Genomic DNA, 24,555 nt, shown 5'->3' with positions numbered 1-24,555 from the left:
GCAAAGTCCCATCTTGATTGACGCTGGAATTCCACGTTGATCGTCGCGCGGCACAGCGCTTCCTCGAGCACGCTGATCGATTGACTGATAGCAGACGACGAGACGCCCCTGCCAAGCGCTGCGGCTCTAAAACCACCGCAGCGCACGACGTCCTCAAAGATCTCTAAGCTGTCAAGGCGCAGTGGCCGCATTGCAAAGTCCTGCTTAATAAGTTGATCCGTTTTGATTAGCTTATCCACGCGGCCAATCTGTGTCATCCCTAGAGAAACAACATCTGAAATCAAACGGAGCACCTGCGATCAGGTGTCTGGACGGGATCAAAGCTATGGGTGAAATCACACTGAAACGCAGGAAGATCATGCTGACAGCCGCGTCGGCCGCGACGGGACTGATCTTGCCGACAGGCATGGCCTTCACGCAGACCGCTTCCGCCGCGTTGCCGACAGTCCAGGGTGGAAATGCCGGCCACTACCGCTTTCGCGTCGGCGACATCTTAGCAACCGTGTTGAGCGACGGCCTGATCGGCGGTCCTCCGGGGGTCTATGCCAGCGACGCGCCGGAGGCAGAACTGCAGGAGGTCCTGAGGCGTACCTTCTTACCGACCGACCGCCTGACGCTCAATCTCAACACGCTTCTTATCGAGACGAATGGCAGGCGGATCCTCCTTGAAGCCGGAGCCGGGCAGACCATGGGTCCGCAGGGTGGTCGTATCTTTGAAAACCTGGCCGCCATCGGTTTACGGCCCGAGGACATCGACGTTGTGGTTGTCTCGCACACGCACCCGGACCATGTCGGCAACCTTCGAACCGTGGACGGAGGCAAGGCATTTCCGCGAGCGACCGTCTTTGCGCCTCGTGCCGATTGGCACTTCTTCGTCCGCAACGACCCGGACCTTTCCTACATGCCGGTGCCAGAGGATTTCCGCCGCAATTTCGCAGCGGCTATCAAGCGGAGCGTCGAACCGGTCGCGAAGGGAATCGAGTTGTATGAAGCCGGCGCGGAGATCGTCCCTGGGCTGACCACGCTTCCGGCATTCGGCCACACCCCCGGCATGGCGAACTTCCTTGTTCAATCCGGGAACGATCAGCTCCTGCTGACCACCGATCTCGCCTACCACCCGATCGTCAATGTCGACCGGCCATGGCTGCCTGGGCCAGATCGCGACAAGGACACGGCTCTCGCCTCCCGTCGCCGCATCTTCGACATGGCGGCGGCAGACCGGCTCCTCGTTCTCGGCTTCCACTATCCGTTCCCGGGCCTTGGCCGAATGCTCAAGACGGAAGCCGGCTATGCCTGGGTCCCGGTCAATTGGCAGTTCTAATCCGGTGAGTGACGGAGGCTCCGCAATGACGACATCAAGGCGCGCACTTCTATCGGGTTTTCTCGCCATGCCGATCGTGCCACTGACTGGCACGATCGCTTTCGGACAGGAGGCGCCGTTGCTGCCGCTGACGCGCGGCTGTGCCGACGGCGATGAACCGACGCCCGCCCGTGAGGCCGGTCCGTTCTTCAAGCCGAACTCACCGTTGAAGCAGGATCTCTATCTGGAGGCGCCGCGCGGCGAGCGCATCACCATCGCCGGCTACGTCCTCAATGATCGCTGCCGCCCTGTGCCGCGTAGCCTCGTTGAGATCTGGCAAGCCGACGAAAACGGCGAGTACGATCGGCAAGGCTTCCGCTTGCGGGGACATCAGTTCGCCGATGAGCAGGGACGCTGGTGGTTCAACACCGTCGTGCCGGCGCTGTATCCGGGAAGGACGCGACACTTCCATTTCAGGGTTCAACGGCCGGGCGGCGATGTCCTGACGACGCAGCTCTTCTTTCCGGGCGAGCCTGATAATGCGCGCGATCGGATTTTCGATGAAACGCTGCTCGTGACGATCAGCCCTGCGGGTCACGGCCAGTTCGCACGCTTCGACTTCGTTGTCTGACCCGTCGGTATTTCAGCCAACCAGATCGCGCTCGTCACCAGCTCCAGACCGCGGTGGCTTCGGGAATTGCGATCCGCATCGAACATCTTTTTCTAGGAGGTTCGATCGCCCAGCCGGCGGCGCGCAGGGGTCCGTGCATGAGGCAAGCTTACAAAAGAGGAGACTATCGCGTGAGCGAACAGCAGGATTCCGGTTTCAGCCGATGTGCCTTTATCGGTGCTCTGGGTACAGGAGCCACCATAGCAGCTACAACGCCTTTCTTTTCTGGTGAAGCCCACGCCCACGCCCGGCACCTTCCAGCGGGTGTCGCCCGTGCCGTTGCCGGCGATGCGCTGCACGGCTTCCACCAGCTCTGCGTCGAATATCCTCCCATAATCCGGGCCGGTGACCGCGCGCAGTTCCGTGCGGCCGTCGTCGGTTTCCAGCGTCTTGATCTGCTCGGCGCGATTGGATGCTAGACCATATTGCAGGTTGATCCCGGCGAGTGCGGCCGGGAGCTGCCGTAAATAGGCGGCGGGGGCGCCGACCAGGCTGGCGAGCTGGCCGAAGCTCCAATGGGTCGGGGCAATGGGCGTGTCCGTGCCCGGTAGAATCAGCGCCAGCCGCTCCGGGGCGTTGCGGTTCGCCTCGACATGGATCAGCGCGCTTTCCACGACGCGGGTCCGGCTGCGATCGGCGCGATCCTGCACCGAGCGCGCCAGCTCGGACAACGACAGATATCGTTCGTCGGCCGGACGCGAGAACCACTCCGACGAGACGCGGCCGACCCGCTCGCCGCGGCTGACATCCACCTTGTACCGCCGGTCGTGTCGCGGCGCGCATCGAGAACTTGCATGTTCATGGGACCAATTTCCATGACGGGCGCGGGAGCCTCTCTCCCAGCTATTCACCCGTCACGGAAACCGGTCCGCACTCTCACTCTCAGGGGGCGTTGCGGGGTCTCCCCGCAGAAGGGGTCGGCCGAGACTTAGGCTCGGCCGCAGGGGAAGGCTTTCCCCTCCCGGTCGCTTCAAGAAGCCGATCGTTAAGATCGCAAAGGCGGTTTGCGCCGATTCTTGCCGCAGCCGCGGTACGGCGTGAGCTCCCGAGTGAACTATCCGAGACCGACCTTGTAGCGCGCGAGCAATTCGCCCAGCCGGGCGCGGTTCGACAGCATGGGCGTGGAGCCGATCGCGGCCAAGCGGTCTCGCGCGCGTTCGAACATCGCAACGCAGAGTTCGCCATTATCGTGGTTTGAGCGGTAGGTGATGCCGTCTGCTCCGGCCGGGTGATCATGGATGACGCTCGACCACTGCTGCGCCACCGAATGCGGACCGCTGGTCACGATGCCCGTGGCGCCGATTTGAGCCAGACCAGGGCCGTGAACCGAGACAAGTCGCAGCGGCGCGGTAACTTCGATCTCGCAGAAGGAACGCGCCTCAAGAAATGTCAGAGCGACGAAACGGGCACCGACAGAGCGAAGACACGTTTCAGCGAACGCGCCTTCGATCGTGCGGGCGAGGTAGCAGACGCCGTATTGACGTGTCGGATCATCGAAGCGGTTGCCCCCGGAGGACCCAAAAAAAATTGGGTCAAGTTCGGAACGATGGATACGAACTAGCCGGGTGCCCTTGTCGATGATCTCGATGGGCAGCTCGCGGGAGACGAGATCGGCAGGCGGGAGTGGCCCGGGATCAGGCGGCGCCATGTTCGCCGTAAGCTGCTGCTGCCCTGACCACTTCCTCGATCTGACCCTCGCGAAGAAGATCGATCGGCCGCTGGCCTTCGAATCTGGCGTCGCCGGTCAGCATGAAGTTGACGCGCATCCAGGGGTCGTCGACCACGAATGCGTTCAGCACGTCACGGATGCCCGATAGCAGTCCGTTTTTGCCGATCTGAAAGGCAGGGTAGACATAGCCGTCGCCCACATCGAGCCAGAACACCTGGTTGCGGTCGCGTTTGCGGCCGAGGCCCTGAGGCGTGATGCCAAGGTGCTCGGCGAGCTGTTGCGCGGAAAGGACGCCGCCTTCGGTCTTCAGCATTTCCCGCTTCATTTCCGATCCGCGCAACAACGCTTCGGTCAATGGATCGGGCCGATCCGGAAGGATCTCGGCGCCGATGGCGGCTGCCTCGTGGAGCGAACTGAAAAGAACGTCCGTGTCCGTTGATGCGCCGACGGCCGCCAGGAGTCGATCACGCGGCATCCGCTCGGCGATCCGCGCCAGTGCCCGACCGGTGCGCAGGACGAACGCCGCGACCAAGTCCTCGCTTGGCCCGGCTTCGGGGCGCCGGGCGCGCGTCGATGCAGCGGTGGCTGACTCGCCGCTGAAGTTGGTGGCGCGGCTGCGACGGCGCTGAGTGCTGGCTGAAACGGGAGGGGCCATGAGATGCGATCCCTTGAGGATGTTCATTTGTCCTGCTATATATAATTCATGAAAACGGAAACTTCAATCGCTGAGGCTGACCGCCGCCAAACGCCGCCGACTCTTGGAATTTGCACTATTCCAGAGCGCGAAAACGACGGCGGGCATAGCCGAAAGGCACCTCCTGTATCCAATTTCCCGACGCAACAAATCATAGTAACCCATTGAGAACAATGAATTATAGATAGGATTATGCGATTATGCCCTCATGTCAAACGAAAGAGAAAATCTGGCATCGGCCATCGTCGTCAGCCTCCATGACTACTACTCAGGCGGCTGGGAAGGCCCCGAGGCGCGGAAACGGCGCAGCGCGTCTGCCGCTGTGCGCCGCCGGCGTGCCCCGGATTGGGATCCGAAAGTCATCCATGACTGGACGGCGGGGATGCCGGTCACGGAGGCCGAGCTGGACGTGTTTGAGGCGCATTTCGGTCAGTTCTTCGACGAGCTGCTGGGGCGGCAAGACTGAAATCTGGAACGGAGACCTGTCATGAACGCCAACGCGACTCCGGCCTTGGCGTCGATGGGACGTGCCGCATTGTATCTGAGGGTTTCGACAGGGCGGCAGGCCGAGAATGACCTTTCGATCCCCGACCAGCGTAGGCAGCTTCAGTCCTACTGCCAGGCGAAGGGTTTCACCGTCGCTGCGGAGTTCATAGAGCCGGGAGCCTCTGCGACCGACGATCGCCGGCCGGAGTTCCAAAAGATGATGGACGCCGCCGCAGAAAAACCGGCGATGTTCGACGCGATTATCGTCCATTCGTTCTCCCGCTTCTTTCGCGATCAGTTCCAGCTCGAATTCTATGTGCGCCGCCTGGCGAAGAACGGCGTGCGTCTCGTTTCCATCACGCAGGATCTCGGCGACGATCCGATGAGCGTGATGATGCGCCAGATCATGGCGCTGTTCGACGAATATCAATCCAAGGAAAACGCCAAGCACACGCTGCGGGCAATGCGCGAGAACGCGCGCCAAGGCTTCTGGAACGGGTCTCGCCCGCCGTTCGGATACCGCACTGTAGCGGCCGAGCAGCGTGGGTTGAGGGTCAAGAAGCGGATCGAACCCGATCCCATGCAGGTGGAAACAGTGCGGCTCATGTTCCGGCTGGCGCGCATCGGCGCGGAAGACGGGCCAATGGGATCCCGGCAGATCGCCGACTACCTCAACGTCCGAGGAATTCGCACCCAGACGGGAGGTCGCTGGGGGGGGTGGGGGCAGTTCACCAAATTCTGACGCGCGAGACCTACATCGGTCGGCACCGCTTCAATGTGTCCGGAAAGCGCCGGGGCGAGCGCAAGTCCGAGGACGAGATCGTCGATGTCGAGGTCGAACCGATCATCGATCCCGACGAATTCGCCGAAGTTCAGGAAACCATGCGTTCACGCAGTCCCCAACTGAAGGCGCCGAGATTCGTTGCGGCAGGCACCCTTCTGGGCGGCGTTTGCTATTGCGCCGACTGCGGCGGGGCGATGACGTTGCGAACGTCCGGCAAAGGCGGTCAGTACCGCTACTACACCTGCTGCACGACTGCCCGGCAGGGGAAGACCGCCTGCAAAGGCCGAACGATCCCAATGGACGTGCTGGATGAGAAGGTGGTCGGGTGCCTGGAAGGGCTGCTTCTCGAAAAGGGGCACCTGGAGAAGCTTCTCGCCGGCGTGCTGGAGCGCCGAGAAGCGCATGCCGACAAACTCAAGGATCGAATCGTGGCTCTTCGGAAGCAGGCTGCGGACGCTGAGGCCAAGCTGACCCGGTTATACGCGGCCATTGAGAATGGTCTCGCGGAACTCGACGATTCCAACCTTAAGGGACGAATCGCGGAATTGAAGCGAATACGGGACTCGGCGCGCGCCGATGCCGATCGGGCCGAGGATCGAGGCGAAGGGAAGACGAACCAGATCACACCGGAGCTTCTGGAGGCATTCGCGGGCGAGGCGAGGCGACAGATCAGGGCGAAGGACGGAGGTTTCCGACGGCATCACATCCAGACGCTCGTCCAGCGTGTGGAGGTCGGAGCCGACGAAATCAGGATCAAAGGCTCGAAACCCACGCTCCTCCAGACGCTCATCGCGTCTGGAGGAAACCGTAGAGTGGAAACGGCGACGCACGGCGTTCGCAGCTTCAATCCGAAATGGCTCCCCGGGCCGGATTCGAACCGGCGACCTGTCGATTAACAGTCGAATGCTCTACCGCTGAGCTACCAGGGATCAACCGCTCGGTGGCGGCGTGTGCGGGGGGTAATACAAATGCTTTGTCGTTTTGCCAAGCGCTTTTTGTAAAAAAATCGAACTTGCTTGTTTTATCCCCGTTCAGGCCCCATCTGCTCGGGAAAGACGGCCTTTCGGAAAAAGGAAACTAGTCTCCGGTGGCGCAGAAGCGGAAATCGACGAGATTCGGAGTGGACCCGCACACCCGAAGAGTGGGGTTCGGCAGCTGGCAGATCCCCCTGCCGCGCTCGCGGGCCGGCCGTATCGGCGTCGGCCTCTCCCTGCTGGTGGGCGGCACGCTGGGCTTCCTGCCGATTCTCGGCTTCTGGATGCTGCCGCTCGGCTTCGTGATCCTTTCGCACGACCTGCCGGCCGTTCGGCGTCAACGACGCCGAACGGCGCTCTGGTGGGCGAGGCGCCGCCGCGCGAAGCGGAGCGGAAATGAAAATGACGCTACGGCGGCTCCTGGATCAGCCGAACAGCGAGGCGATCCCCTGGCCGGCGCTGAAGGCGGCATAGGCGAGCACGGCGAAATAGATCACCGTGATGACGTTGAAGAGGTAGCCGCCCAGCACGATCATTCCGTCACGCTGGATCATGCCCGTCGACAATAACAGGATGGCGATTCCCGGCAGCGTGTTGGAGAACGGCACGAGGCCAAGCGGAAACATCAGGAGTACCCCGCCGACTGCGATCGCGAGGCCGTTCAGCCGGTTGATCATTGCACCGGTCGTCAGCGCCGATAGGCGCGGTTTCAGGAAACGGTCGAGGCGGGTGACGATGTTGACGCCCTTTTCCAGTGCCGGCACCAGTTTCTGCGTGTCGAGCTGACGGTCAAGAATCTTCCCCGGCAGCCAGGGCAGACGGTTCGCCGTGATCGCCAGGCTGATCAGGATGATGGCGGCTCCGAAGACGGTGCTGACCCCTGGGATGGAAACCGGGATGAGGAAGGGCAGGGAGGCGACGGCGCAGATGAGCAGCAGCCCCTGTTCTCCGACCGCATCCATGAGCTCGCGCAGCGTGATCGACTGGCCCTTGATGCCTTTGATGAGCCGGCGCAGCGTGTCGCTCAGCGAGGTGGAGGTATCCTGGAATTCGATGCTTTCGTCCAAGCTCATGCTCCGCACAATCTCCCCCGCGCCGGATGCATAGCAGCATTCGGTCCGGGAGCAAAGACCGCAAACCGACGCGCGCGTGCTTCAAGCCATCGCGCGGCGCTCATTCGGTCCTTGGCGCACGTGCCCTATTTCGACTGCATCCAATGATCATAGGCGCCGCAGGCGAGCACCATTACCAGGATTACAAGCACGATCGGGTTGAGAGCCGTGATGAATTCCAGATATTCCATGGCGGTCTCCTCCCACCGCTAGATTGCCGCCCCGGTGTCTCCTCACACCGGACAACGGCAACACCTTTAGCATGGTTCCCGCAGCTTTTCCACTTTGACGAACGCTCGGAGGCTCTGGCATTCCCACTGCGAATCACTAGGATGTTTTCCGGGATTGAAGACGAGGCCGTATATGGCGTTCAGAGTGATAGAGGGCGGGCTTTCGGCCCGCTCGTCGGCGTTTGCCGGTACGACAGATGACGCGCCGCCGACGCAGGAAGACGTGTTGCGGGAAGCGGAGCGGCGGATCAGGGCGATCGGTTACGACAGATGGCGCAACCGTGAGGCGGTCACCGGTATCCCGGCCCCGCGCGAAATCAAATATCTCGCCATGCAGATCGGCTATGTGGCGGAAGCCATCGGCAGGCTCGCCGACATTCCGGCCGACTTTCATTCCGATGTCTATTGGCCGGCCTGAACGCCTCTGCGATCAGCTCAACATTCTCGCTTCGATACTGGCAAGCACGAAGGTTTCCCGCACTTTTTCCAGGGGAAGCCTGCGCTGCAGGCCGGCGGCGCATTCCTTCAATGCCCTGAGATAATAGGTGCCTTCGCGCACCGGCCAACGCCACTTGAGGTATTCCAGAGCCTCTCGCGGGCCGCGAACCACTTCAGGAAAACCATATCCGACACGTACTCTGACAGGGGAACTCCACAGGACTTCATCTGTTGCCGTCACGTCATTCATTGTCCCACACCTTGCATTTGCGGGGATGCAAACTTGCTCGACCGGATTTGGTTCCCTCATTCTGGCGGATTCTTCCCCAACCGCGGCTTTGTCGGTTCGGCGTTTGCAGGCGCCAGCGGGGCCTGCCCGGCATTCTGGCTTTCTCTTCCTAGGAAAAATATGGCAATCGAGGCGAACCCGCTTGCGCCATCATTCGATTCGTTCTAAACGCCCGACACCACTCGCTCTTTAAGCGTTCGGATGGCCTCGTGGCGGAGTGGTTACGCAGAGGACTGCAAATCCTTGCACCCCGGTTCGATTCCGGGCGAGGCCTCCAAAACTTCGCTGCTCCGCAAACGTCTCCTCAAATCTGATTTCCCCTTTCAATCAGGCATTTACCGTGCGGTTTTGTGTGCGTCGCAATATGGTTAATTTTTAACTTTCTTCTCTTAGGCTCGGGAACAGAAAGGCCTGTTTGCTGCTTTATGGGCAGAACGGAGGGAAAGCGACATGATCACCAGGATTATCACCGTCCATCATCAGCCCGCCAACGAGTGTGAAGGCACCGGCACTTTCGCCGATGGCATTTTCCCGCTGACCTCCGCTGAACAGTCTGCTTTCGACAAGGATCATGGCCTGCGCACGTCCTACCGCCGGGATTATACGATCGTTCGCAGGTTGGAAGAGGCGCCGCCGGCCTTCGCCTGATCCTCACCCGTCCGCGGCCTGCGGCGCTTTGGCGATCTCCTCCAGTTTTTTGCTCTGAACCCGGGCCATGTCTTGAAAGCACGCCTCGCCGTCAGTAAGACGGACTTGCGTGAGCCCGGCGCATGGCCGGGTGATTTGGGCCGGGGTGATTCGGGCCGGGTGATTTGGGACGACTGAGATGATGGATTTCGAAGCAGCACGGGCAAAGATGGTCGAGAATCAGATCCGCACCACCGATGTCACGTCGCACTCGGTCCTGCGGGCCTTCTATACAGTACCGCGCGAGGCTTTCGTGCCGGCCGAGGCCAAGTCGCTCGCCTATGTCGATACGGACATCGAGGTGGCGCCGGGGCGCTACCTGATGGAGGCTTCGCCGCTGGCCAAGCTCCTTCAGCTCGCCACGATCATCAAGGATGACGTCGTGCTCGAAGTCGGAACCGGCACCGGCTATGCGACGGCCATTCTGTCCCAGCTTGCCGGTTCCGTCGTGTCGGTCGAGTCAGACGAGGCGCTGGCAGCTCAGGCAACCCAGACGCTCTCTTTGCTTGGCTGCGACAATGTCGCGATCGTGGCGGGCGAGCTGGAAAAGGGATATGCCAGCGAAGCGCCCTTCGACCTGATCTTCATCAACGGCGCAGTCGAGGAAGTGCCGACCGCCTTGCTGGACCAGCTTCGCGATGGCGGCCGCCTCATCGCCGTCGTGGGCTATGGAAATGCTGCCCAGGCGAAGATGTTCGTGCGGGAGCAGGGCGTGATTTCCGAAAGCGCCTATTTCAACGCCTCGGTAAAACCTCTTCCGGGCTTCCGCAAAATGAGAGAATTCGTTTTCTGATCGCGTCTGCAGTCTGAAGGCGGGGACGAGAAGGGGCCTCTGCGGGGCCTCTTTCCCGTTTGGAAAGGCATTGCCTTTCGCGTCCCCGGCAAGTGTGTGACATCCGGGATTCACATCGCCAATAAAACTGTGTATCGGTAGGACGCCTGGGGCAGTTGTCGTTGTTTCCAGCCCCCCCGACACCTTACAGTGTCTGCGATTCAGGGTTTCCTGCTTGGAGCCGAATCGAGTGCCGGTAACAGCGGGGATGAAAATGGCTCAGCCAAATGTAGCGCGTGAACCCTCCATGGAAGAAATCCTGGCGTCCATTCGCCGGATCATTGAAAGCAATGAGCCGAACGCCGAAAACGTGCTCTCCCGCCCGCTGTCTTCGGCCTATGACGAAGAGGGAATGGAGGATTCGGAAGAGACGGGCTTTATTCCGGATAGAGTTGCCAATGATCCCGGTATCCCCTCGCGCAACGAGCCGCTGAATTCGGTGCAAAGACCGTCGGTCGAGCCGGCCCAGCCGGAGCGTACGCTTTCGCTTGCCGATGTCGCTGCAAGGGTACGTGCCGCCTCCGCGCGCCAGCAGGAAACGGGCAGCGTTCGACTTTCCACGGCCCCGGTTGATCCCGAACCGGTTGCGCCCGCACCTGCTCCAGCCTACCGTGAGGAAGAGGAGGCGCGGCCTCGGATGGCGCGCATGTCCGACCTCCGCGAGCCGGGGCCGGCGGTAGCCCCCGCTGCTCTCGTCCCGCAGGCTGCATCCGTCACAGAAGCGCCGGAAGCCGTTCACCAGGCGCCGTCCCCGGTTCTCGAAACGCCCGAGCAGAGCCCGGAGGCGGAGATGCCCCTTCGGCCGGCGCCGCAATTCATGTCCGAACCCGCTCCTGAGAGCCTGCCGGCCAGGATCGAGGAAGCCGCCAATCTCCTGTCAGCCGAAGCGGGGGCGCAGGTCGCGAGATCCTTCAGCGAACTGGCTGCGGTGTTCAATGGGCTTGAGCATCGCTCGCTGGAAGAGATGGCGCAGGACATGCTGCGCCCGATGCTGCAGGAATGGCTGGACGACAATCTTCCGACGCTGGTCGAGCGCCTGGTGCGCGAGGAGATCGAACGTGTGGCCCGCGGCCCGCGCCGCTGATTGCATAGCCGAGACCGATTGAAACGGCCGCTCCGGCGACGGGGCGGCTTTTTTATTGACTTGGATCAGCCCATCCTATTTACACCGCGATATCTTCCCAAGAACAGAACCGGGTCAGGAAATGCTCGAAAAGACCTATGATTCCGCAACCGTAGAACCGAAGATCGCCAAAGCCTGGGACGAGGCGGATGCCTTCCGCGCCGGCGCCAATGCCAAGCCCGGAGCGGAAAACTTCACGATCGTGATCCCGCCGCCGAACGTGACCGGTTCTCTGCACATGGGCCATGCGCTCAACAACACGCTGCAGGACATCATGATCCGCTTCGAGCGCATGCGCGGCAAGGACGTGCTGTGGCAGCCGGGCATGGATCACGCGGGCATCGCAACCCAGATGGTCGTTGAACGCCAATTGAGGGAGCGCCAGCTCCCGGGCCGCCGCGAAATGGGCCGTGAGGCCTTCATCGAGAAGGTCTGGGAATGGAAAGAGGAATCCGGCGGCCTGATCTTCAACCAGTTGCGGCGTCTTGGGGCTTCCTGCGACTGGTCGCGCGAGCGCTTCACCATGGACGAGGGGCTTTCCCAGGCCGTCCTCGAAGTCTTCGTCACGCTCTACAAGCAGGGCCTGATCTACAAGGACAAGCGCCTCGTCAACTGGGACCCGAAACTTTTGACCGCCATCTCCGACATGGAAGTGGAACAGCATGAGGTCAGCGGCAATCTCTGGTATCTCCGTTATCCACTGGAGCCCGGCGTCACCTACCAGTATCCGATTGCGTTCGACGAAGAGGGCAAGCCGACCGAATTCGAGACGCGTGATTATCTGGTCGTCGCCACGACTCGCCCCGAAACCATGCTGGGCGATACCGGCGTTGCGGTAAACCCGGAGGACGAGCGTTACAAATCGATCGTCGGCAAGCATGTCATTCTGCCGATCGTCGGCCGGAAAATTCCGATCGTAGCGGATGACTATGCCGATCCGACCGCCGGAACCGGCGCCGTCAAGATCACGCCGGCGCATGACTTCAACGACTTCGAGGTCGGCAAGCGCGCAGGGCTGCGCGCCATCAACGTCATGAATGTTGATGCGACCATCACCGTCAAGGACAACGAGGATTTCCTGGAAGGCCTGGATCATCCCGCAGCGCTTCACGGTGCCTGGGATCGGCTGGAAGGGCAGGATCGTTTCACGGCCCGCAAGATCATTGTCGAGATATTCGAGGAAGCCGGACTGCTCGACAGGATCGAGCCGCATAAGCACACGGTGCCGCATGGGGACCGTGGCGGTGTGCCGATCGAGCCGCGGCTGACCGAACAGTGGTTCGTCGACAACAAGACGCTCGCCCAGCCGGCGATCGCCTCGGTTCGCGAGGGACGCACCAAATTCGTTCCGAAAAATTGGGAGAATACCTACTTCCAATGGATGGAAAACATACAGCCGTGGTGCATTTCCCGCCAGCTCTGGTGGGGCCACCAGATACCCGCCTGGTACGGTCCGGACGGCCAGGTTTTCGTCGAAAGGACGGAGGAAGAAGCGCTTCAGGCCGCCATCCAGCACTATCTTGCACATGAAGGGCCGATGAAGGCCTATGTCGAGGACCTCCTGGAGAACTTCAAGCCCGGCGAGATCCTGACCCGCGACGAGGACGTGCTCGACACCTGGTTCTCGTCTGCGCTCTGGCCGTTCTCGACACTCGGCTGGCCGGACAAGACGAAGGAGCTCGAAAAATATTACCCGACCAGCGTTCTGGTCACGGGTTTCGACATCATCCCCTTCTGGGTCGTCCGCATGATGCAGATGGGACTGCACTTCATGAAGGACGAGGAGGGCAACGGGATCGAGCCGTTCCATACCGTTTACGTCCATGCTCTGGTGCGCGACAAGAACGGTCAGAAGATGTCGAAGTCGAAGGGCAACGTTATCGACCCCTTGGAACTGATCGACGAATACGGCGCCGATGCGCTGCGCTTCACGCTGGCCATCATGGCGGCGCAGGGCCGTGATGTGAAGCTCGATCCGGCCCGCATCGCCGGTTACCGCAACTTCGGCACCAAGCTTTGGAACGCCACACGGTTTGCGGAGATGAACGGCGTCAAGCGCGATCCGGCATTCATTCCGGAGACTGCGACGCTCACCATCAACCGCTGGATCCTGACGGAACTTTCCGCGGCGATCCGCGATGTGACCGAGGCAATCGAGACGCAGCGTTTCAACGAGGCGGCGGGCGCGCTCTATCGCTTCGTCTGGAACCAGGTCTGCGACTGGTATCTCGAATTCCTGAAGCCGGTCTTTGCCGGTGACGACGAGAAGGCGAAGGCGGAGTCCCAGGCTTGTGCGGCCTATGTCCTGGAGGAGACCTACAAGCTCCTCCACCCCTTCATGCCTTTTATGACCGAAGAGCTCTGGGCCCATACGGCGCCGCGCGACAGCCTGCTCTGCCACGCCGACTGGCCGGCCCCGGAATTCTTCGACCGGGCGGCCGCAGAGGAGATCAACTGGCTGGTCGATCTCGTCTCGGGCCTGCGTTCGGCCCGCGCCGAGATGAACGTGCCGCCTTCGGCCGTGGCACCGCTGATCGTGGTTGGAGCAAATGAGACCAGCCAGTCGCGCCTGATACGCCACGAGGCGGCGATCCGGCGTCTCGCACGTGTCGAAACCATCGAACTTGCGGACATTGCGCCCAAGGGAGCGGCCCAGATCGTGGTGGGTGAGGCGACCGCCTGCCTGCCGCTTGGCAATCTGATCGATCTTGCGGCGGAGAAGGTGCGCGTCGAGAAGGCGGTTGCCAAGACAGAGAGCGAACTGGACCGCATCGGCAAGAAGCTGGCGAACGAGAAATTCGTCACCAACGCCGATCCGGAAGTGGTGGCGGCCGAACGCGAACGCTTTGCCGAACTGCAGGTTCAGATGGCCAATCTCAAGACGGCTTTAAAGAGAATCACCGAAGCCGGCTGATCCTCTCCACGGCGTCGAAAACGAATGCCGCGTCCAGCCATGGGCGCGGCTTTTTGTTTGTAACGCCCGGTCGCCCATTCCGTGCGTTCCTTTGTGCAACTGCACACAGGGGAAAAGCAAGGGTGTTGCAAAATTGACACGGATCAATTTGTTCACGTGAGAAAATTCTACCGACCTGCGTGTTGGATACGGGAAAGTAGTAATTTTGTGCGGGAATTACCCCCAAGCATCCGGTTCCACAGTTGTTTACGTAAATTTGGCAGGCTTTTGCGCTGCGACGGTTCCGATCACCGAAAGTTGTCTTTTGGAAGTCGCCATCTACAGTGATTCCCGTCACTTACCAGGGAGTGGGAACAATTATGATAAGTAGACACATAACGAGGGGACTTCTGGCTCTTGGGGCGGGGTGGGTCCTTCAGTCGTCGGCTTTGGCGGGAGGCCTTGAGCGCGGCGGCTATAATATCGATCTGCTTTTTGATCCGTCGCGCTTTGCGGCTGAATCCACAGCCACTTTCGTCATGCCGCAGCGCAAGGCGAAGAATGTGACTGATACCAATCCTCTGAACGGGAACCTCAATACGATCCCGGGATATTCCACGTCTGCGGATGACAGCGAGAGCTATTTCTCTCCTCGTGTCGGCGTGAAAGCCGCAATAGGCGATGCCGCGGACTGCATGTTCGATTACTCTCAGCCCTATGGTGCTCATACCAATCCGGGTGCCCATTGGGCCGGTGCGAGTGATAACGTCGAAACGAAGGTCAACAGCGACAATTACGCAGTGACCTGCTCCTACAAATTCGACATGGGGCCCGGACAATTCCGCGTCATCGGTGGTGTTAACTATCTGAAAATGGATGGCTTCAAGGAACGTCTGCTGGTTCCGCCGGAAGCGATAGGTTTCGCAGCAACAGGCATCGGCCGGCTGGAGCTCGAAGGCGACGGCTGGGGTTGGCGTGCCGGCGTAGCCTACGAGATCCCGGAATATGCACTTCGCGCGAGCCTGATGTACTACAGCGAAGTCAAACTCAACGAAGTTACCGGCACGGTTGATCTGACACAGGTGCCGGCTTTTGTTCATCCTCTCGGCGGGCTGATCATTCCGGTTGAGGGATCGACGTCGATGCCGGAAGCGATCGAGCTGAAGCTCCAGTCGGGCATTGCGCCGGACTGGCTTGCCTTTGGCTCCGTCAAATGGACGGATTGGAGCCAGTTGCAGCGCATTCCGTTCTACAACAGCGGCGTCGAGATCACCTCTCTTGATCTGGGCTATCGTGACGGTTGGACGGTCACCGGCGGTATTGGTCACAAGTTCAATGATCAGTGGAGTGGTGCCGTTAGCGTCACCTGGGATCGCGGCACATCTCAGGAATACGGTACGCAGACCGACACTTGGCTCTTTGGTGCCGGCGTTTCCTATTCTCCGAACCAGAATGTGGAGATCCGTCTTGGAGGCGTGATTGGCATCCTGACGGGCGGGGATTCCGGTCCGACCACGATCGGCGGCGTTGATGTAGGCGACGAGGCCACCTACGAGTTCGACGACGACCTGGTGGCGGCACTGTCGACTTCGCTCAAGGTGAAATTCTGAGTTTCGACATCGATTGCTACAGGAGCCCGGATGCGAACCCGGGCTCTTTTTTTGGCGACTTTCGTTGTGACGATTTGGCAACACTTTTGAGGGACTATTATCAGGCGCCTTGAGAGGGAGGTTTCTGTCCATTTCCCGCCACAAACGGGGCGCAGCGGTAGAAGGGTAACAGTCGCTGACCGCGGGGGCGGGGCGCGCAATGGAGCATCATGGGCGGGTTTATGAGTGAAAAGCCGGGCTTTTTGCGCTCTGGCAGGCGGATCTTGGCGCCGTTCTGTCTTCTCGCGGAAGTCGCGGTATCGGGTCCAAGTCTTGCCGGAAACGGCACCTACAGTTTCATTCGCCTCTCGGGAGGAGCAGGCACGGGATATCCCCGGGCGACCTCTTTTCTGGCGGCGAGCAAAGCTCGGGCTGCGGCTGTAAGCTGCGCACGAAGTGAAAGAAACTGAAACATGTCGAAGTCTGGCATCGGATCCATGAGAGTATTGCTTCTTGGAGTGTCGCTCGCCTCGGTTATGGCGGGGGCGGCTGCGGCTTTCGATATCAAGTCGGGGATCACCAAGGAATCGGGGCCTTTCGATCTCTTCAAATTCGGCTTCAAGGCTTACAAGAACGGGCAGAAGGAAGACGCGGTCGAAGCTTATCGTTATGCTGCCGAGAAAGGCCATACGGGCTCGCGCTGGGCGCTGGCCAACATGTATGCCTATGGCGACGGCGTCGCGAAAGACGATTTCGAGGCGTTCAAGATCTACAACGAGATCGCTGCCCAGGGCATCGAGCCCGGTTCGGAAGATACCGGCTTCTTCATCAACGCGCTTCTGTCGCTCGCCAATTATTATCGCCGCGGCATCCCGGGCAGCCCGGTCAAGGCCGACATGTCGCAGGCGCGCCAGCTCTATTTCCAGGTTGCTTCGACCTTTGGTGTGGCGGAAGCGCAGTTCCAGCTTGCGAAGATGATGCTCGCGGGCGAAGGCGGAGGCGCCAACATCCAGCAGGCGAAGAAATGGCTCAATCAGGCGCGTCGGAATGGGCACGCCGGCGCCATGGCCGTATTCGGCAACGTCCTGTTCCAGGAAGGCCAGACGGTGCGCGGGCTTGCCTTCATGACGGCGGCACTCGACAAATGCACCGTGAAGGATTGTTCCTGGATGCAGCAGTTGCAGGAGCAGGCCTTCTCGGTCGCCGACGAAAAGGATCGCCGGGGCGCGATCGCGCTGTCCCAGGAGTTCGCCAGGGGCGTTGAATAGGCGCGCCGAATAGAGGCTTGGACCGGCGGCGCCCGCGGCTCAGTTGAAATCGAACAACCCGACCACGGGCACGTGATCGGACGGCTTTTCCCAGGCGCGCACGTGCTTTTCGATCGCGGTTGCTTTCAGGCGATCGGCTGCTTCCGGTGCAAGGAGCAGATGATCGATGCGGATGCCGTTGTTCTTCTGCCAGGCGCCGGCCTGATAATCCCAGAAGGAATAGAGCTTGGTCGCGTCCGTCGTCGCGCGGACCGCGTCGACGAGACCGAGATTTTCAAGGCGCCTGAAGGCGGCGCGCGTCTCGGGCAGGAAGAGCGCATCCGTCGCCCAGACGGCCGGATCGAAGCAGTCATGCGGCTCGGGGATGACATTGTAGTCGCCCGCAAGGATGAGCGGTTCCTCAAGGAGGAGGCAGTTCCGCGCATGTTGCCGCAGCCGCTCCATCCAGGATAGCTTGTAGGGATATTTTACCGGATCTTCGGGCGGATTGCCGTTCGGCAGATAGATGGAAGCGACGCGTATGGCGCCCCGTGGTACGGAAAAGACACCCTCGATATAGCGCGACTGCTCGTCGCCGTCGTCGCCTGGAAGCCCGCGCAGGATTTCATCCGGACGGATCTTGGAAAGCAGGGCCACGCCGTTGAAGCCCTTCTGGCCGTGGGTTTCGACGTGATAGCCGAGCGCTTCGATCTCCAGCCGCGGGAAGCCCTCGTCGACGGATTTGATTTCCTGCAGGCAGACGATCTCAGGCTGGGAATCGGTGAGCCACTGGCGCAGGTTGTCGATGCGTGCCTTGACGCCGTTGATGTTCCAGGTGGCGATCTTCATGGGGCCGTCCCTCCGTTTTCCGCTTCCTCTTTTAGCGAAAGAGGAAGCGTTGGGAAGGGAGAAGATGGATGTCAGACGGAGAAGCTGGTCCGCAGCCGCAGCTTGCGACTGCATTCGGATTCTTGATCTGGAAGGACTGGCCGAGCAGGTTGTCGACGAAATCGATCTCTGAGCCCGCCATATAGACGAGCGAGAGGCTGTCGATCAGCACCTTGGCATTACCGTTTGCGACCACGACATCGTCGTCCTGCGGCGCGTCGGCGAGGTCGAACTTGTAGGAAAAACCGGAACAGCCGCCGCCTTCGACGGAAACGCGAAGGGCTTGCTTGCCGTTTTCCGCACTGACGATTTCGGCAATCCGCTTTGCCGCTGCATCCGAGAGAGTTACATTTGCATCCATATCCGTCTCCTGCCGGGTTCAAGGCCCGGGGAATAACTGTCACCGGCATTGCGCACGGCTCTACTATAGGTATGAAGACGTGAACGGCGCGTCAATGGGCGGCAGGGCGTTGGTGAAGAAACAGGTGAAGGCATGATGATCGATACCGGGACGCTGGGGTTTGGCAGCGGCGAGCGTGCGGTTTACGCCGCCAACCCCTGGGCGTCGCGGGGCCGCATGTTCCCCGAGGAAGAGAGCCTGACGCGCTCGGAATTCCAGCGTGATCGCGACCGTATCGTTCACACGACGGCCTTCCGGAGGCTGAAGCACAAGACGCAGGTCTTCATCAGCCCGGATGGTGACCATTATCGCACCCGGCTTACCCATACGATTGAGGTGGCGCAGATCGCCCGTGCCCTGGCGCGCGCGCTGAAGCTCGACGAGGACCTCGCCGAGGGGGTGGCGCTCGTGCATGATTTCGGTCACACGCCCTTTGGTCACACGGGCGAGGACGCGCTGGACGAGATGCTGAAGCCTTATGGCGGCTTTGACCACAATGCCCAGTCGCTCAGGGTCGTCACCAAGCTCGAGCGCCGTTACGCGGAGTTCGACGGGCTGAACCTCACCTGGGAAAGCCTCGAAGGGCTCGTCAAGCACAACGGCCCGCTCCTGACGAAGGATCGCAAGGGGATACACGGACCGGTGCCGCAGCCGATCCGGGACTATTGCGAACTGCACGACCTGGAACTCGCAAGCTATGCAAGCCTCGAAGCGCAGGTCGCGGCGATTGCCGACGACATCGCCTACAATACCCATGATATCGACGACGGGCTGCGTTCCGGCCTCCTGACTTTCGAGATGCTGGAGGAGGTCCCGTTCCTGGCCGGCCTGATGGCGGAGGTGAGGGGGCGTTATCCGCATCTCGAGCCCAGCCGTTTTGCCTATGAGGTCACGCGCCGGCAGATCACTCACATGGTGGAGGATGTGATCGGCGTGGCGCAGGACAATCTCAAGAAGCTGAAACCGCAAAGCGCCGACGATATCCGCGCCGCAAACCACGTGATCGCCACCTTTTCCGAAGAAATGGCGGAGACCGACCGCCGCATCAAGAAGCTTCTCTTTTCGCACATCTACCGCCATCCGGACATCATGCGCATCCGTGCCGGCGCCACGCAGATCGTCCAGGACCTTTTCAAGGCCTACATGGACGATCCGACATTGATGCGCAGCCACTACTGGGTCGATCATATCGCGGGGCTCGGCCAAGCAGCAAGGGCGCGTCATGTCGGGGATTATCTGGCCGGCATGACCGATACCTATGCCATAAAGGCGCATGCCGCGCTGTTTGACCACACACCCGATTTGCGCTAGGCACCCGGCCAACAACAACGGCTTTCCAAGGGCCCGCGCGGGTTTTCCACGCGGATGAGTGATATGAATCTGTTCGCCGACTTCGAGACTAGAATTAAGAACGCTTTGGAAGCTCTTGATATCATCAAGGAAAAGCGAAGCGAAGTCGATTTTGGACGTATCGCCATCGAGCCGCCGCGTGACCCGAGTCACGGCGACGTCGCCACCAATGCGGCCATGGTGCTGGCAAAGCCGCTCGGCACCAATCCACGCGCGCTTGCCGATATCATCGCCGCGGCGCTACGCAATGATTCCGATGTCAGCGAAGTTTCCGTCGCCGGCCCCGGATTCATCAATATCCGCCTCGCGACCGGCTATTGGCAGCGGCTGCTTTCTTCGGTGATTGTGGACGGGCTGGGCTACGGCCGCTCGACGCTCGGGCAAGGCAGGAAGGCGAATGTTGAATACGTTTCCGCCAACCCGACCGGCCCGATGCATGTCGGTCATTGCCGCGGGGCGGTGGTGGGTGATGCGCTTGCGAACCTCATGGCGTTCGCCGGCTACGACGTGACCAAGGAATACTACATCAACGATGCCGGCGGGCAGATCGACGTGCTCGCCCGGTCCGTCTTCCTGCGCTATCGCGAGGCGCTGGGTGAAAACATCGGCGCGATCCCGGAAGGCCTCTATCCGGGCGACTATCTCGTGCCGGTCGGCCAGGAATTGGCCGCCGAATACGGCCCGCGTTTGCACAACATGCCGGAAGAAGACTGGATGGCGATCGTCAAGGACAAGGCGATTGACGCCATGATGGCGCTGATCCGCGACGACCTCGATGCCCTCAACGTTCATCACGACGTCTTCTTCTCCGAGCGCACCCTGCATGCCAATGGTGCCCAGCGCATCCGTCAGGCGATCAATGACCTGACCTTCAAGGGACATGTCTACAAGGGCACACTGCCGCCTCCGAAGGGTCAGTTGCCCGAAGATTGGGAAGACCGCGAACAGACCCTGTTCCGTTCGACCGAAGTAGGCGACGACATGGATCGCCCACTGATCAAGTCCGACGGCAGCTATACCTATTTCGCCGCCGACGTTGCATACTTCAAGGACAAGTACGACCGCGGCTACGACGAGATGATCTACATCCTCGGCGCCGATCACGGTGGCTATGTTAAGCGGTTGGAAGCCGTCGCGCGTGCCGTCTCGGGCGGCAAGGCAAAGCTGACTGTCCTGCTTTGCCAGCTCGTCAAGCTGTTCCGCAATGGCGAAGCCGTGAAGATGGGCAAGCGCTTGGGCAACTTCGTCACCCTGCGTGACGTGGTCGATGAAGTTGGCCGCGACGCCGTGCGCTTCATGATGCTCTATCGCAAGAATTCCGAGCCTCTCGACTTCGATTTCGCCAAGGTGACGGAACAGTCGAAGGACAATCCGGTCTTCTACGTGCAGTATGCGCATGCCCGCTGTGCTTCAGTTTTCCGTCAGGCGAAGGAAGCATTTCCGGATCTTGACATTGATTCGCTGGACCTGTCGTCCTCGACCGGACTGATCACTGATCCCAATGAGTTGCAGCTGATTGCCAAGCTTGCTGAATATCCCCGGATTGTTGAGGCGGCGGCGCTCGCACAAGAGCCGCATCGCCTTGCTTTTTACCTCTATGATCTGGCAAGTTTCTTCCACGCTCATTGGAACAAGGGCAAAGAACAACCGGAATTACGTTTTGTTAACGATAAAAACCGAGAATTGAGCGTTGCCAGGCTTGGGCTGGTGCATGCTGTCGCCTCCGTTTTGAAGTCAGGACTTGCAATTACGGGCACAGCAGCACCGGAAGAAATGCGGTAAGAAACGCCACCATTTCCCCACATTGCACTGGCATATGCGTAGCAATGTAGGTGAGTGGACGAGGTAATGGCAGATAACAACCTTGTGCGTAGCCGGAATGATTTCCCGGATTTCTTTGCCGATGACGACCCGCTGGCAGAACTCGCCCGCATCGTAGGTTACGAGGATCGGCCCGTCCCGAAACCGGAGGCGCCGGTTGCTGTGGCGCCCGCGCCGCAGGACGAAACGACGCTCAACCTCGAAGACGAGCTTCTTCGCGAGTTCGAGCGTTATGATGCGCCCCGTCTCGATCCTGTCCAGGATATCACGCTGGACGACGCGCCATATGCTTCGGTCGAACCTGCCCCCGCTGTTTCCATTTCCGGCCCGCCGGTGGAACTTGAGGAGCCGGACTTCGTCCCGGCAGAGCCGAGTGTTGCGGAACTGTCGCCGGATTTCCCGCCATCAAGGGACGACATGCGCGACCGTGACGATTTCGGTTTCGGCGACGAGGAGCCGCCGCTCGCGGTCGAAACGGTGGATGCCTCTCAGTCCGTCGGCAAGCCGGATCTGGATGCCAATTCCGTCGAGCCGATTCCCGATGTGTCCGACGAGACGGTTGCGGTGTCTGCCTCGTTCGCAGAACCGGCAGAGCAGCCCATCGAGGAATTCGATCTTGCTGCGGAGCTGGAAAGCTCGATCGGCGAGCCGGTTGTCGAAACTGAGCCGGAGGTGAAGCCGGAACCGAAAGCCAAGGGGTATACTCCGGGTTTCCGCATGCCGCTCGTCAATTTCAATGTCGCCCGCGCAACAGCACCTGCTCCCAGGCAAGAGCCGGCCGCGCCGGTGCCGGACGGGCATGTCTCCGATGCACAAGCTCCTGAGGACTTTCCGGCTGCGGCACGAGAGCAAGCTCCCGTTGCCCAGGTTGCCGCAGGCTCCCCGGTTCCTGATCCGACGGCCGAGACCGAAGAGGTTCCTGCAACTTCTGTTCCTTCGGCCCCTCCAGCTCCCGTCGCCACGGCTGAATCAGCATCCGCGCCGGATCGGTTCTCTGAGCTTGATGAATTGATCTACGACGTCCAGCGGTATGAACTGCCGTCCGAGGCCAGACCGCTTGCGCCCCCTGTCGCCAACACGGATTCGGAGGCATCCGTTGTGGCGTCGCCGGTTGTCGAGCCGGCCGCACCGGCTGCTGAGGTTCTGGCGGCTAAGACGCCGCTCGTCGAAGAGAAGGATCCTTTCTCCGACGAGGAATTCGAGCTTGCCCTCGATGATCTCGAACTCGATCTCGCTGATCTCGTCGTGGCGGAAACCAACAGGCAACCAGAGGCTACGGCGGCACCCACGGCGAAAGCTGTCGACGCGGCACCTGCCAAACTCGAAGCTCCCGCCGAGCAGATTGCACCTGTTGCCGCGACGGCTGCCGCAACAGCGTCTGCCGAGGCTGTCGAAGAGGTCGAGCTGTTCGCCGACTTGCCGTTTGACCCTGCCCAGATTGCCGATTCCGAGGATCAGGTTGAGGCGATCGCCGAACTTGACGTGCCCTCGCTGCCGGCTGAAGAGCCGGAGCAGCCGCCAGTCTATCGTCCGGACTACGACCTCGATATCGATGCCGAGCTGGCGACGCTTCTGATGACGCCGGACAAGGCAGATGCCGCGCAACACCGGAAGCCTGAAATCGACATAGCGGCTTCGGTGCAGGCGGGAGGAGAGCGCAGGGCTCAAGCCGATCGTCCGTCGAGCGGCGATCTCGATGATTTCGAGCGCGCGCTGGAAGAGGATTTCCGGCGCAGCCTTGCTACTCCGTTGCCACCGGCAGAGCATGAAGAGCTGCAATACGCTGAAACCGATTATCTTGCGACAGTGGAAAATGCGCGTCGCTCCGTCATGCAGAAATGGGCCGTTCCGCTGGTTGTTGCCGGTGTCGTCGTTCTTGGCGGCGTCGGTGCCTATGCCTGGCTCGGTAGCGGCATATCGGACGCCGTCTCGGGCGGTGAGCCGGTCGTCATCGCCGCCGACACCGATCCGGTGAAGGTCGCCCCGGAAAATCCGGGCGGCAAGACCGTTCCCAACCAGGACAAGGCTGTCTACGACCGGGTAGCGGGTGTCGCATCGCAGGAACCGAAGCAGGAGACGTTGATTTCTTCGAACGAAGAGCCGGTCGACGTCGTCCAGAAGACCCTGATGCCTGATACGTTGCCGCTTGAAGGGGAAAACGAGATCGAAGCGACGGAGATCGGCGAGACCGAAGACCCGCGCCTTCTGCCGCAGCAGCCCGAACAGGCGGCCGCACCTGCCGAGCAGCAGCCGGTGACGGTCATGCCGCGCAAGGTGAAGACGATGATCGTCCGTCCGGATGGCAAATTGGTGGAACAGGAAGTCGCGGCGCCGGCGCTCGCTGCGCCTGAAAAGATGCCGGCAGCCGGCACCAAGCCGGTGGATGTTGCCGCCGCTTCTCAGCCCGCGGCGGCCTCGATTCCCGCAGCTCCCGCTCAGGTCCCCGCTGCTTCTAGCGCCGGTGCGGCCGGCATCGTTCCTGTCTCCACGCAGGCTCGTGCAGCCGAGCCGGTCGAGGTCGCAAAGGTGGACCCGGTAGCGCCGGCCGGCACACCGGCTCCGGTCGAAGCAGCTCCGGTCGAGCCTGCTGCAGCGCCGGAAGTTCCGGTCGAGGCCTCGGATCCCGCACCGGTGATCCGGGCTCCGGTCCCGATCGCACGCCCGGCGGAACAGCCGGTCAATGTGGTCGCTGCCGTGACGGATCAGGGCAATGTCCGCGCGTCGAACCAGCAAGCCGCAGCACCGGCTTCCACGTCGGCCCAGGGTGCTTCGGTCGGCGCGGGCGGGTATCTGATCCAGATCGCCTCGCTGCCCTCAGAGGCCGAGGCCCAGAAGTCTTATCAGAACCTGTCGGCTAGATATGCCGGTGTGATCGGTGGCCGCGGCGTCGACATCAAGGCAGCCGAAATTGCCGGCAAGGGGACCTTCTACCGTGTCCGTATTCCGGCCGGCAGCAAGAGTGATGCCGTGGCGCTCTGCGAAAAATATCGCGCAGCGGGCGGGAACTGCCTGGTTGCCCGTTAGGAACCTGCCATTGAAAGAGATCGAACGGGGCGTCCAGCGCCCCGTTTTTCGTTTC

22 protein-coding genes, 2 tRNA genes and 3 pseudogenes are annotated in these 24,555 nt (G+C 61.0%); 17 read left to right on the top strand and 10 right to left on the bottom strand.

From position 1 onward, the window contains the following. Positions 1 to 257 (bottom strand): LysR family transcriptional regulator (locus JL39_RS14025; RefSeq protein ID WP_037151449.1); only part of this gene is annotated, 257 nt, incomplete at its 3' end. 101 nt (positions 258 to 358) lie between these two features. Between JL39_RS14025 and JL39_RS14020 the strand changes: the two genes are divergently transcribed. Beyond that, entirely contained in the window at positions 359 to 1,321 is a 963-nt protein-coding gene (locus JL39_RS14020; RefSeq protein WP_037151461.1) for an MBL fold metallo-hydrolase, read from the top strand. Between the two features lie 25 nt (positions 1,322 to 1,346). After that, the gene (locus JL39_RS14015; protein WP_037151447.1) at positions 1,347 to 1,931 is read left to right on the top strand and encodes an intradiol ring-cleavage dioxygenase; all 585 of its coding nucleotides are present in this window, start codon (positions 1,347 to 1,349) and stop codon (positions 1,929 to 1,931) included. Between the two features lie 281 nt (positions 1,932 to 2,212). Here JL39_RS14015 and JL39_RS14010 read toward each other — a convergent pair. The 3 genes and pseudogenes from JL39_RS14010 to JL39_RS30545 form a co-directional block, all read right to left on the bottom strand. Next, positions 2,213 to 2,772: pseudogene (locus JL39_RS14010) on the bottom strand (DUF932 domain-containing protein); the annotation flags it as partial. A gap of 252 nt (positions 2,773 to 3,024) precedes the next feature. Then, a complete protein-coding gene (locus JL39_RS14005) occupies positions 3,025 to 3,618 on the bottom strand; it encodes an RES family NAD+ phosphorylase (protein WP_052182864.1) in 594 nt (197 codons plus the stop codon). Further along, entirely contained in the window at positions 3,605 to 4,321 is a 717-nt protein-coding gene (locus tag JL39_RS30545) for a hypothetical protein (protein WP_052182863.1), read from the bottom strand. Before JL39_RS30545 ends, JL39_RS14005 begins: the two co-directional genes overlap by 14 nt. 220 nt (positions 4,322 to 4,541) lie before the next feature. On the opposite strand from JL39_RS30545, the gene JL39_RS32145 reads away from it, so the two are divergent. The 3 genes and pseudogenes from JL39_RS32145 to JL39_RS32525 form a co-directional block, all read left to right on the top strand. After that, positions 4,542 to 4,799: a hypothetical protein gene (locus JL39_RS32145; protein WP_037151444.1), complete on the top strand. Its 258-nt coding sequence runs from the start codon at positions 4,542 to 4,544 to the stop codon at positions 4,797 to 4,799. 21 nt (positions 4,800 to 4,820) lie between these two features. Beyond that, positions 4,821 to 5,561 (top strand): recombinase family protein, encoded by a 741-nt coding sequence (locus JL39_RS32530; protein WP_037151442.1) that lies wholly within the window; start codon positions 4,821 to 4,823, stop codon positions 5,559 to 5,561. Then, positions 5,537 to 5,866, top strand: a pseudogene (locus JL39_RS32525) (recombinase family protein); the annotation flags it as partial. The gene JL39_RS32530 and the pseudogene JL39_RS32525, both read left to right, overlap by 25 nt. Positions 5,867 to 6,079: 213 nt before the next feature. Here JL39_RS32525 and JL39_RS32520 read toward each other — a convergent pair. Beyond that, positions 6,080 to 6,433, bottom strand: a complete 354-nt coding sequence (locus tag JL39_RS32520; protein WP_244446889.1) for a hypothetical protein — start codon at positions 6,431 to 6,433, stop codon at positions 6,080 to 6,082. Positions 6,434 to 6,457: 24 nt separating this feature from the next. Beyond that, positions 6,458 to 6,532 (bottom strand) — tRNA-Asn (locus tag JL39_RS13975). A gap of 191 nt (positions 6,533 to 6,723) precedes the next feature. Between JL39_RS13975 and JL39_RS32515 the strand changes: the two are divergent. Continuing rightward, positions 6,724 to 6,954, top strand: a pseudogene (locus tag JL39_RS32515) (hypothetical protein); the annotation flags it as partial. 48 nt (positions 6,955 to 7,002) lie between these two features. On the opposite strand, the gene JL39_RS13970 reads toward JL39_RS32515, so the two are convergent. Continuing rightward, a complete protein-coding gene (locus JL39_RS13970) occupies positions 7,003 to 7,650 on the bottom strand; it encodes an exopolysaccharide biosynthesis protein (RefSeq protein WP_037151436.1) in 648 nt (215 codons plus the stop codon). 402 nt (positions 7,651 to 8,052) lie between these two features. On the opposite strand from JL39_RS13970, the gene JL39_RS13965 reads away from it, so the two are divergent. After that, positions 8,053 to 8,337 (top strand): hypothetical protein, encoded by a 285-nt coding sequence (locus tag JL39_RS13965; RefSeq protein ID WP_037151434.1) that lies wholly within the window; start codon positions 8,053 to 8,055, stop codon positions 8,335 to 8,337. A 12-nt stretch (positions 8,338 to 8,349) separates the two neighbouring features. On the opposite strand, the gene JL39_RS31015 is transcribed toward JL39_RS13965, so the two are convergent. Then, positions 8,350 to 8,607, bottom strand: coding sequence for a DUF982 domain-containing protein (locus JL39_RS31015; protein WP_161784762.1), 258 nt, complete (start codon positions 8,605 to 8,607; stop codon positions 8,350 to 8,352). A 242-nt stretch (positions 8,608 to 8,849) separates the two neighbouring features. Here JL39_RS31015 and JL39_RS13955 point away from each other — a divergent pair. From JL39_RS13955 to exoR, 7 genes are all read left to right on the top strand, one after another. Beyond that, positions 8,850 to 8,923, top strand: a tRNA-Cys gene (locus JL39_RS13955). Between the two features lie 173 nt (positions 8,924 to 9,096). After that, complete coding sequence (locus tag JL39_RS13950) at positions 9,097 to 9,294, top strand: hypothetical protein (protein WP_037151430.1); 198 nt, start codon at positions 9,097 to 9,099, stop codon at positions 9,292 to 9,294. A gap of 178 nt (positions 9,295 to 9,472) precedes the next feature. After that, entirely contained in the window at positions 9,473 to 10,126 is a 654-nt protein-coding gene (locus tag JL39_RS13945) for a protein-L-isoaspartate O-methyltransferase (protein WP_037151427.1), read from the top strand. Between the two features lie 253 nt (positions 10,127 to 10,379). Then, positions 10,380 to 11,249 (top strand): DUF2497 domain-containing protein, encoded by an 870-nt coding sequence (locus JL39_RS13940; RefSeq protein WP_037151423.1) that lies wholly within the window; start codon positions 10,380 to 10,382, stop codon positions 11,247 to 11,249. Between the two features lie 121 nt (positions 11,250 to 11,370). Next, a complete protein-coding gene (locus JL39_RS13935; protein ID WP_037151419.1) occupies positions 11,371 to 14,202 on the top strand; it encodes a valine--tRNA ligase in 2,832 nt (943 codons plus the stop codon). Between the two features lie 359 nt (positions 14,203 to 14,561). Then, positions 14,562 to 15,791 carry an OmpP1/FadL family transporter gene (locus JL39_RS13930; protein ID WP_037151416.1) on the top strand — a complete coding sequence of 410 codons (1,230 nt, stop codon included), beginning with the start codon at positions 14,562 to 14,564 and terminating at the stop codon, positions 15,789 to 15,791. A gap of 452 nt (positions 15,792 to 16,243) precedes the next feature. Further along, positions 16,244 to 17,038, top strand: coding sequence for an exopolysaccharide production regulator ExoR (gene exoR / locus JL39_RS13925; protein WP_037151413.1), 795 nt, complete (start codon positions 16,244 to 16,246; stop codon positions 17,036 to 17,038). A 39-nt stretch (positions 17,039 to 17,077) separates the two neighbouring features. Here the strand turns inward: exoR and xth are convergent, their stop codons facing one another. Then, the gene (xth, locus tag JL39_RS13920) at positions 17,078 to 17,866 is read right to left on the bottom strand and encodes an exodeoxyribonuclease III (RefSeq protein WP_037151411.1); all 789 of its coding nucleotides are present in this window, start codon (positions 17,864 to 17,866) and stop codon (positions 17,078 to 17,080) included. A gap of 31 nt (positions 17,867 to 17,897) precedes the next feature. Beyond that, entirely contained in the window at positions 17,898 to 18,266 is a 369-nt protein-coding gene (locus JL39_RS13915) for an iron-sulfur cluster assembly accessory protein (protein WP_052182861.1), read from the bottom strand. Between the two features lie 132 nt (positions 18,267 to 18,398). Here JL39_RS13915 and JL39_RS13910 point away from each other — a divergent pair, with 132 nt between their 5' ends. The 3 genes from JL39_RS13910 to JL39_RS13900 all read left to right on the top strand — a co-directional run bounded on the left by JL39_RS13910 (position 18,399) and on the right by JL39_RS13900 (position 24,500). Then, the gene (locus tag JL39_RS13910) at positions 18,399 to 19,616 is read left to right on the top strand and encodes a deoxyguanosinetriphosphate triphosphohydrolase (protein ID WP_037151406.1); all 1,218 of its coding nucleotides are present in this window, start codon (positions 18,399 to 18,401) and stop codon (positions 19,614 to 19,616) included. A 63-nt stretch (positions 19,617 to 19,679) separates the two neighbouring features. After that, positions 19,680 to 21,437 carry an arginine--tRNA ligase gene (argS, locus tag JL39_RS13905; RefSeq protein WP_037151403.1) on the top strand — a complete coding sequence of 586 codons (1,758 nt, stop codon included), beginning with the start codon at positions 19,680 to 19,682 and terminating at the stop codon, positions 21,435 to 21,437. A 66-nt stretch (positions 21,438 to 21,503) separates the two neighbouring features. Continuing rightward, positions 21,504 to 24,500, top strand: a complete 2,997-nt coding sequence (locus JL39_RS13900) for an SPOR domain-containing protein (protein ID WP_037151400.1) — start codon at positions 21,504 to 21,506, stop codon at positions 24,498 to 24,500. The last annotated feature ends 55 nt before the right edge of the window (positions 24,501 to 24,555 follow it).

It is taken from the genome of Rhizobium sp. YS-1r (genome assembly GCF_000757525.1).
In the GTDB taxonomy this organism is placed as follows: domain Bacteria; phylum Pseudomonadota; class Alphaproteobacteria; order Rhizobiales; family Rhizobiaceae; genus Neorhizobium; species Neorhizobium petrolearium.
Note: the sequence above shows the minus strand (reverse complement) of the source record. Positions and strands in the feature narration are given on the sequence as shown.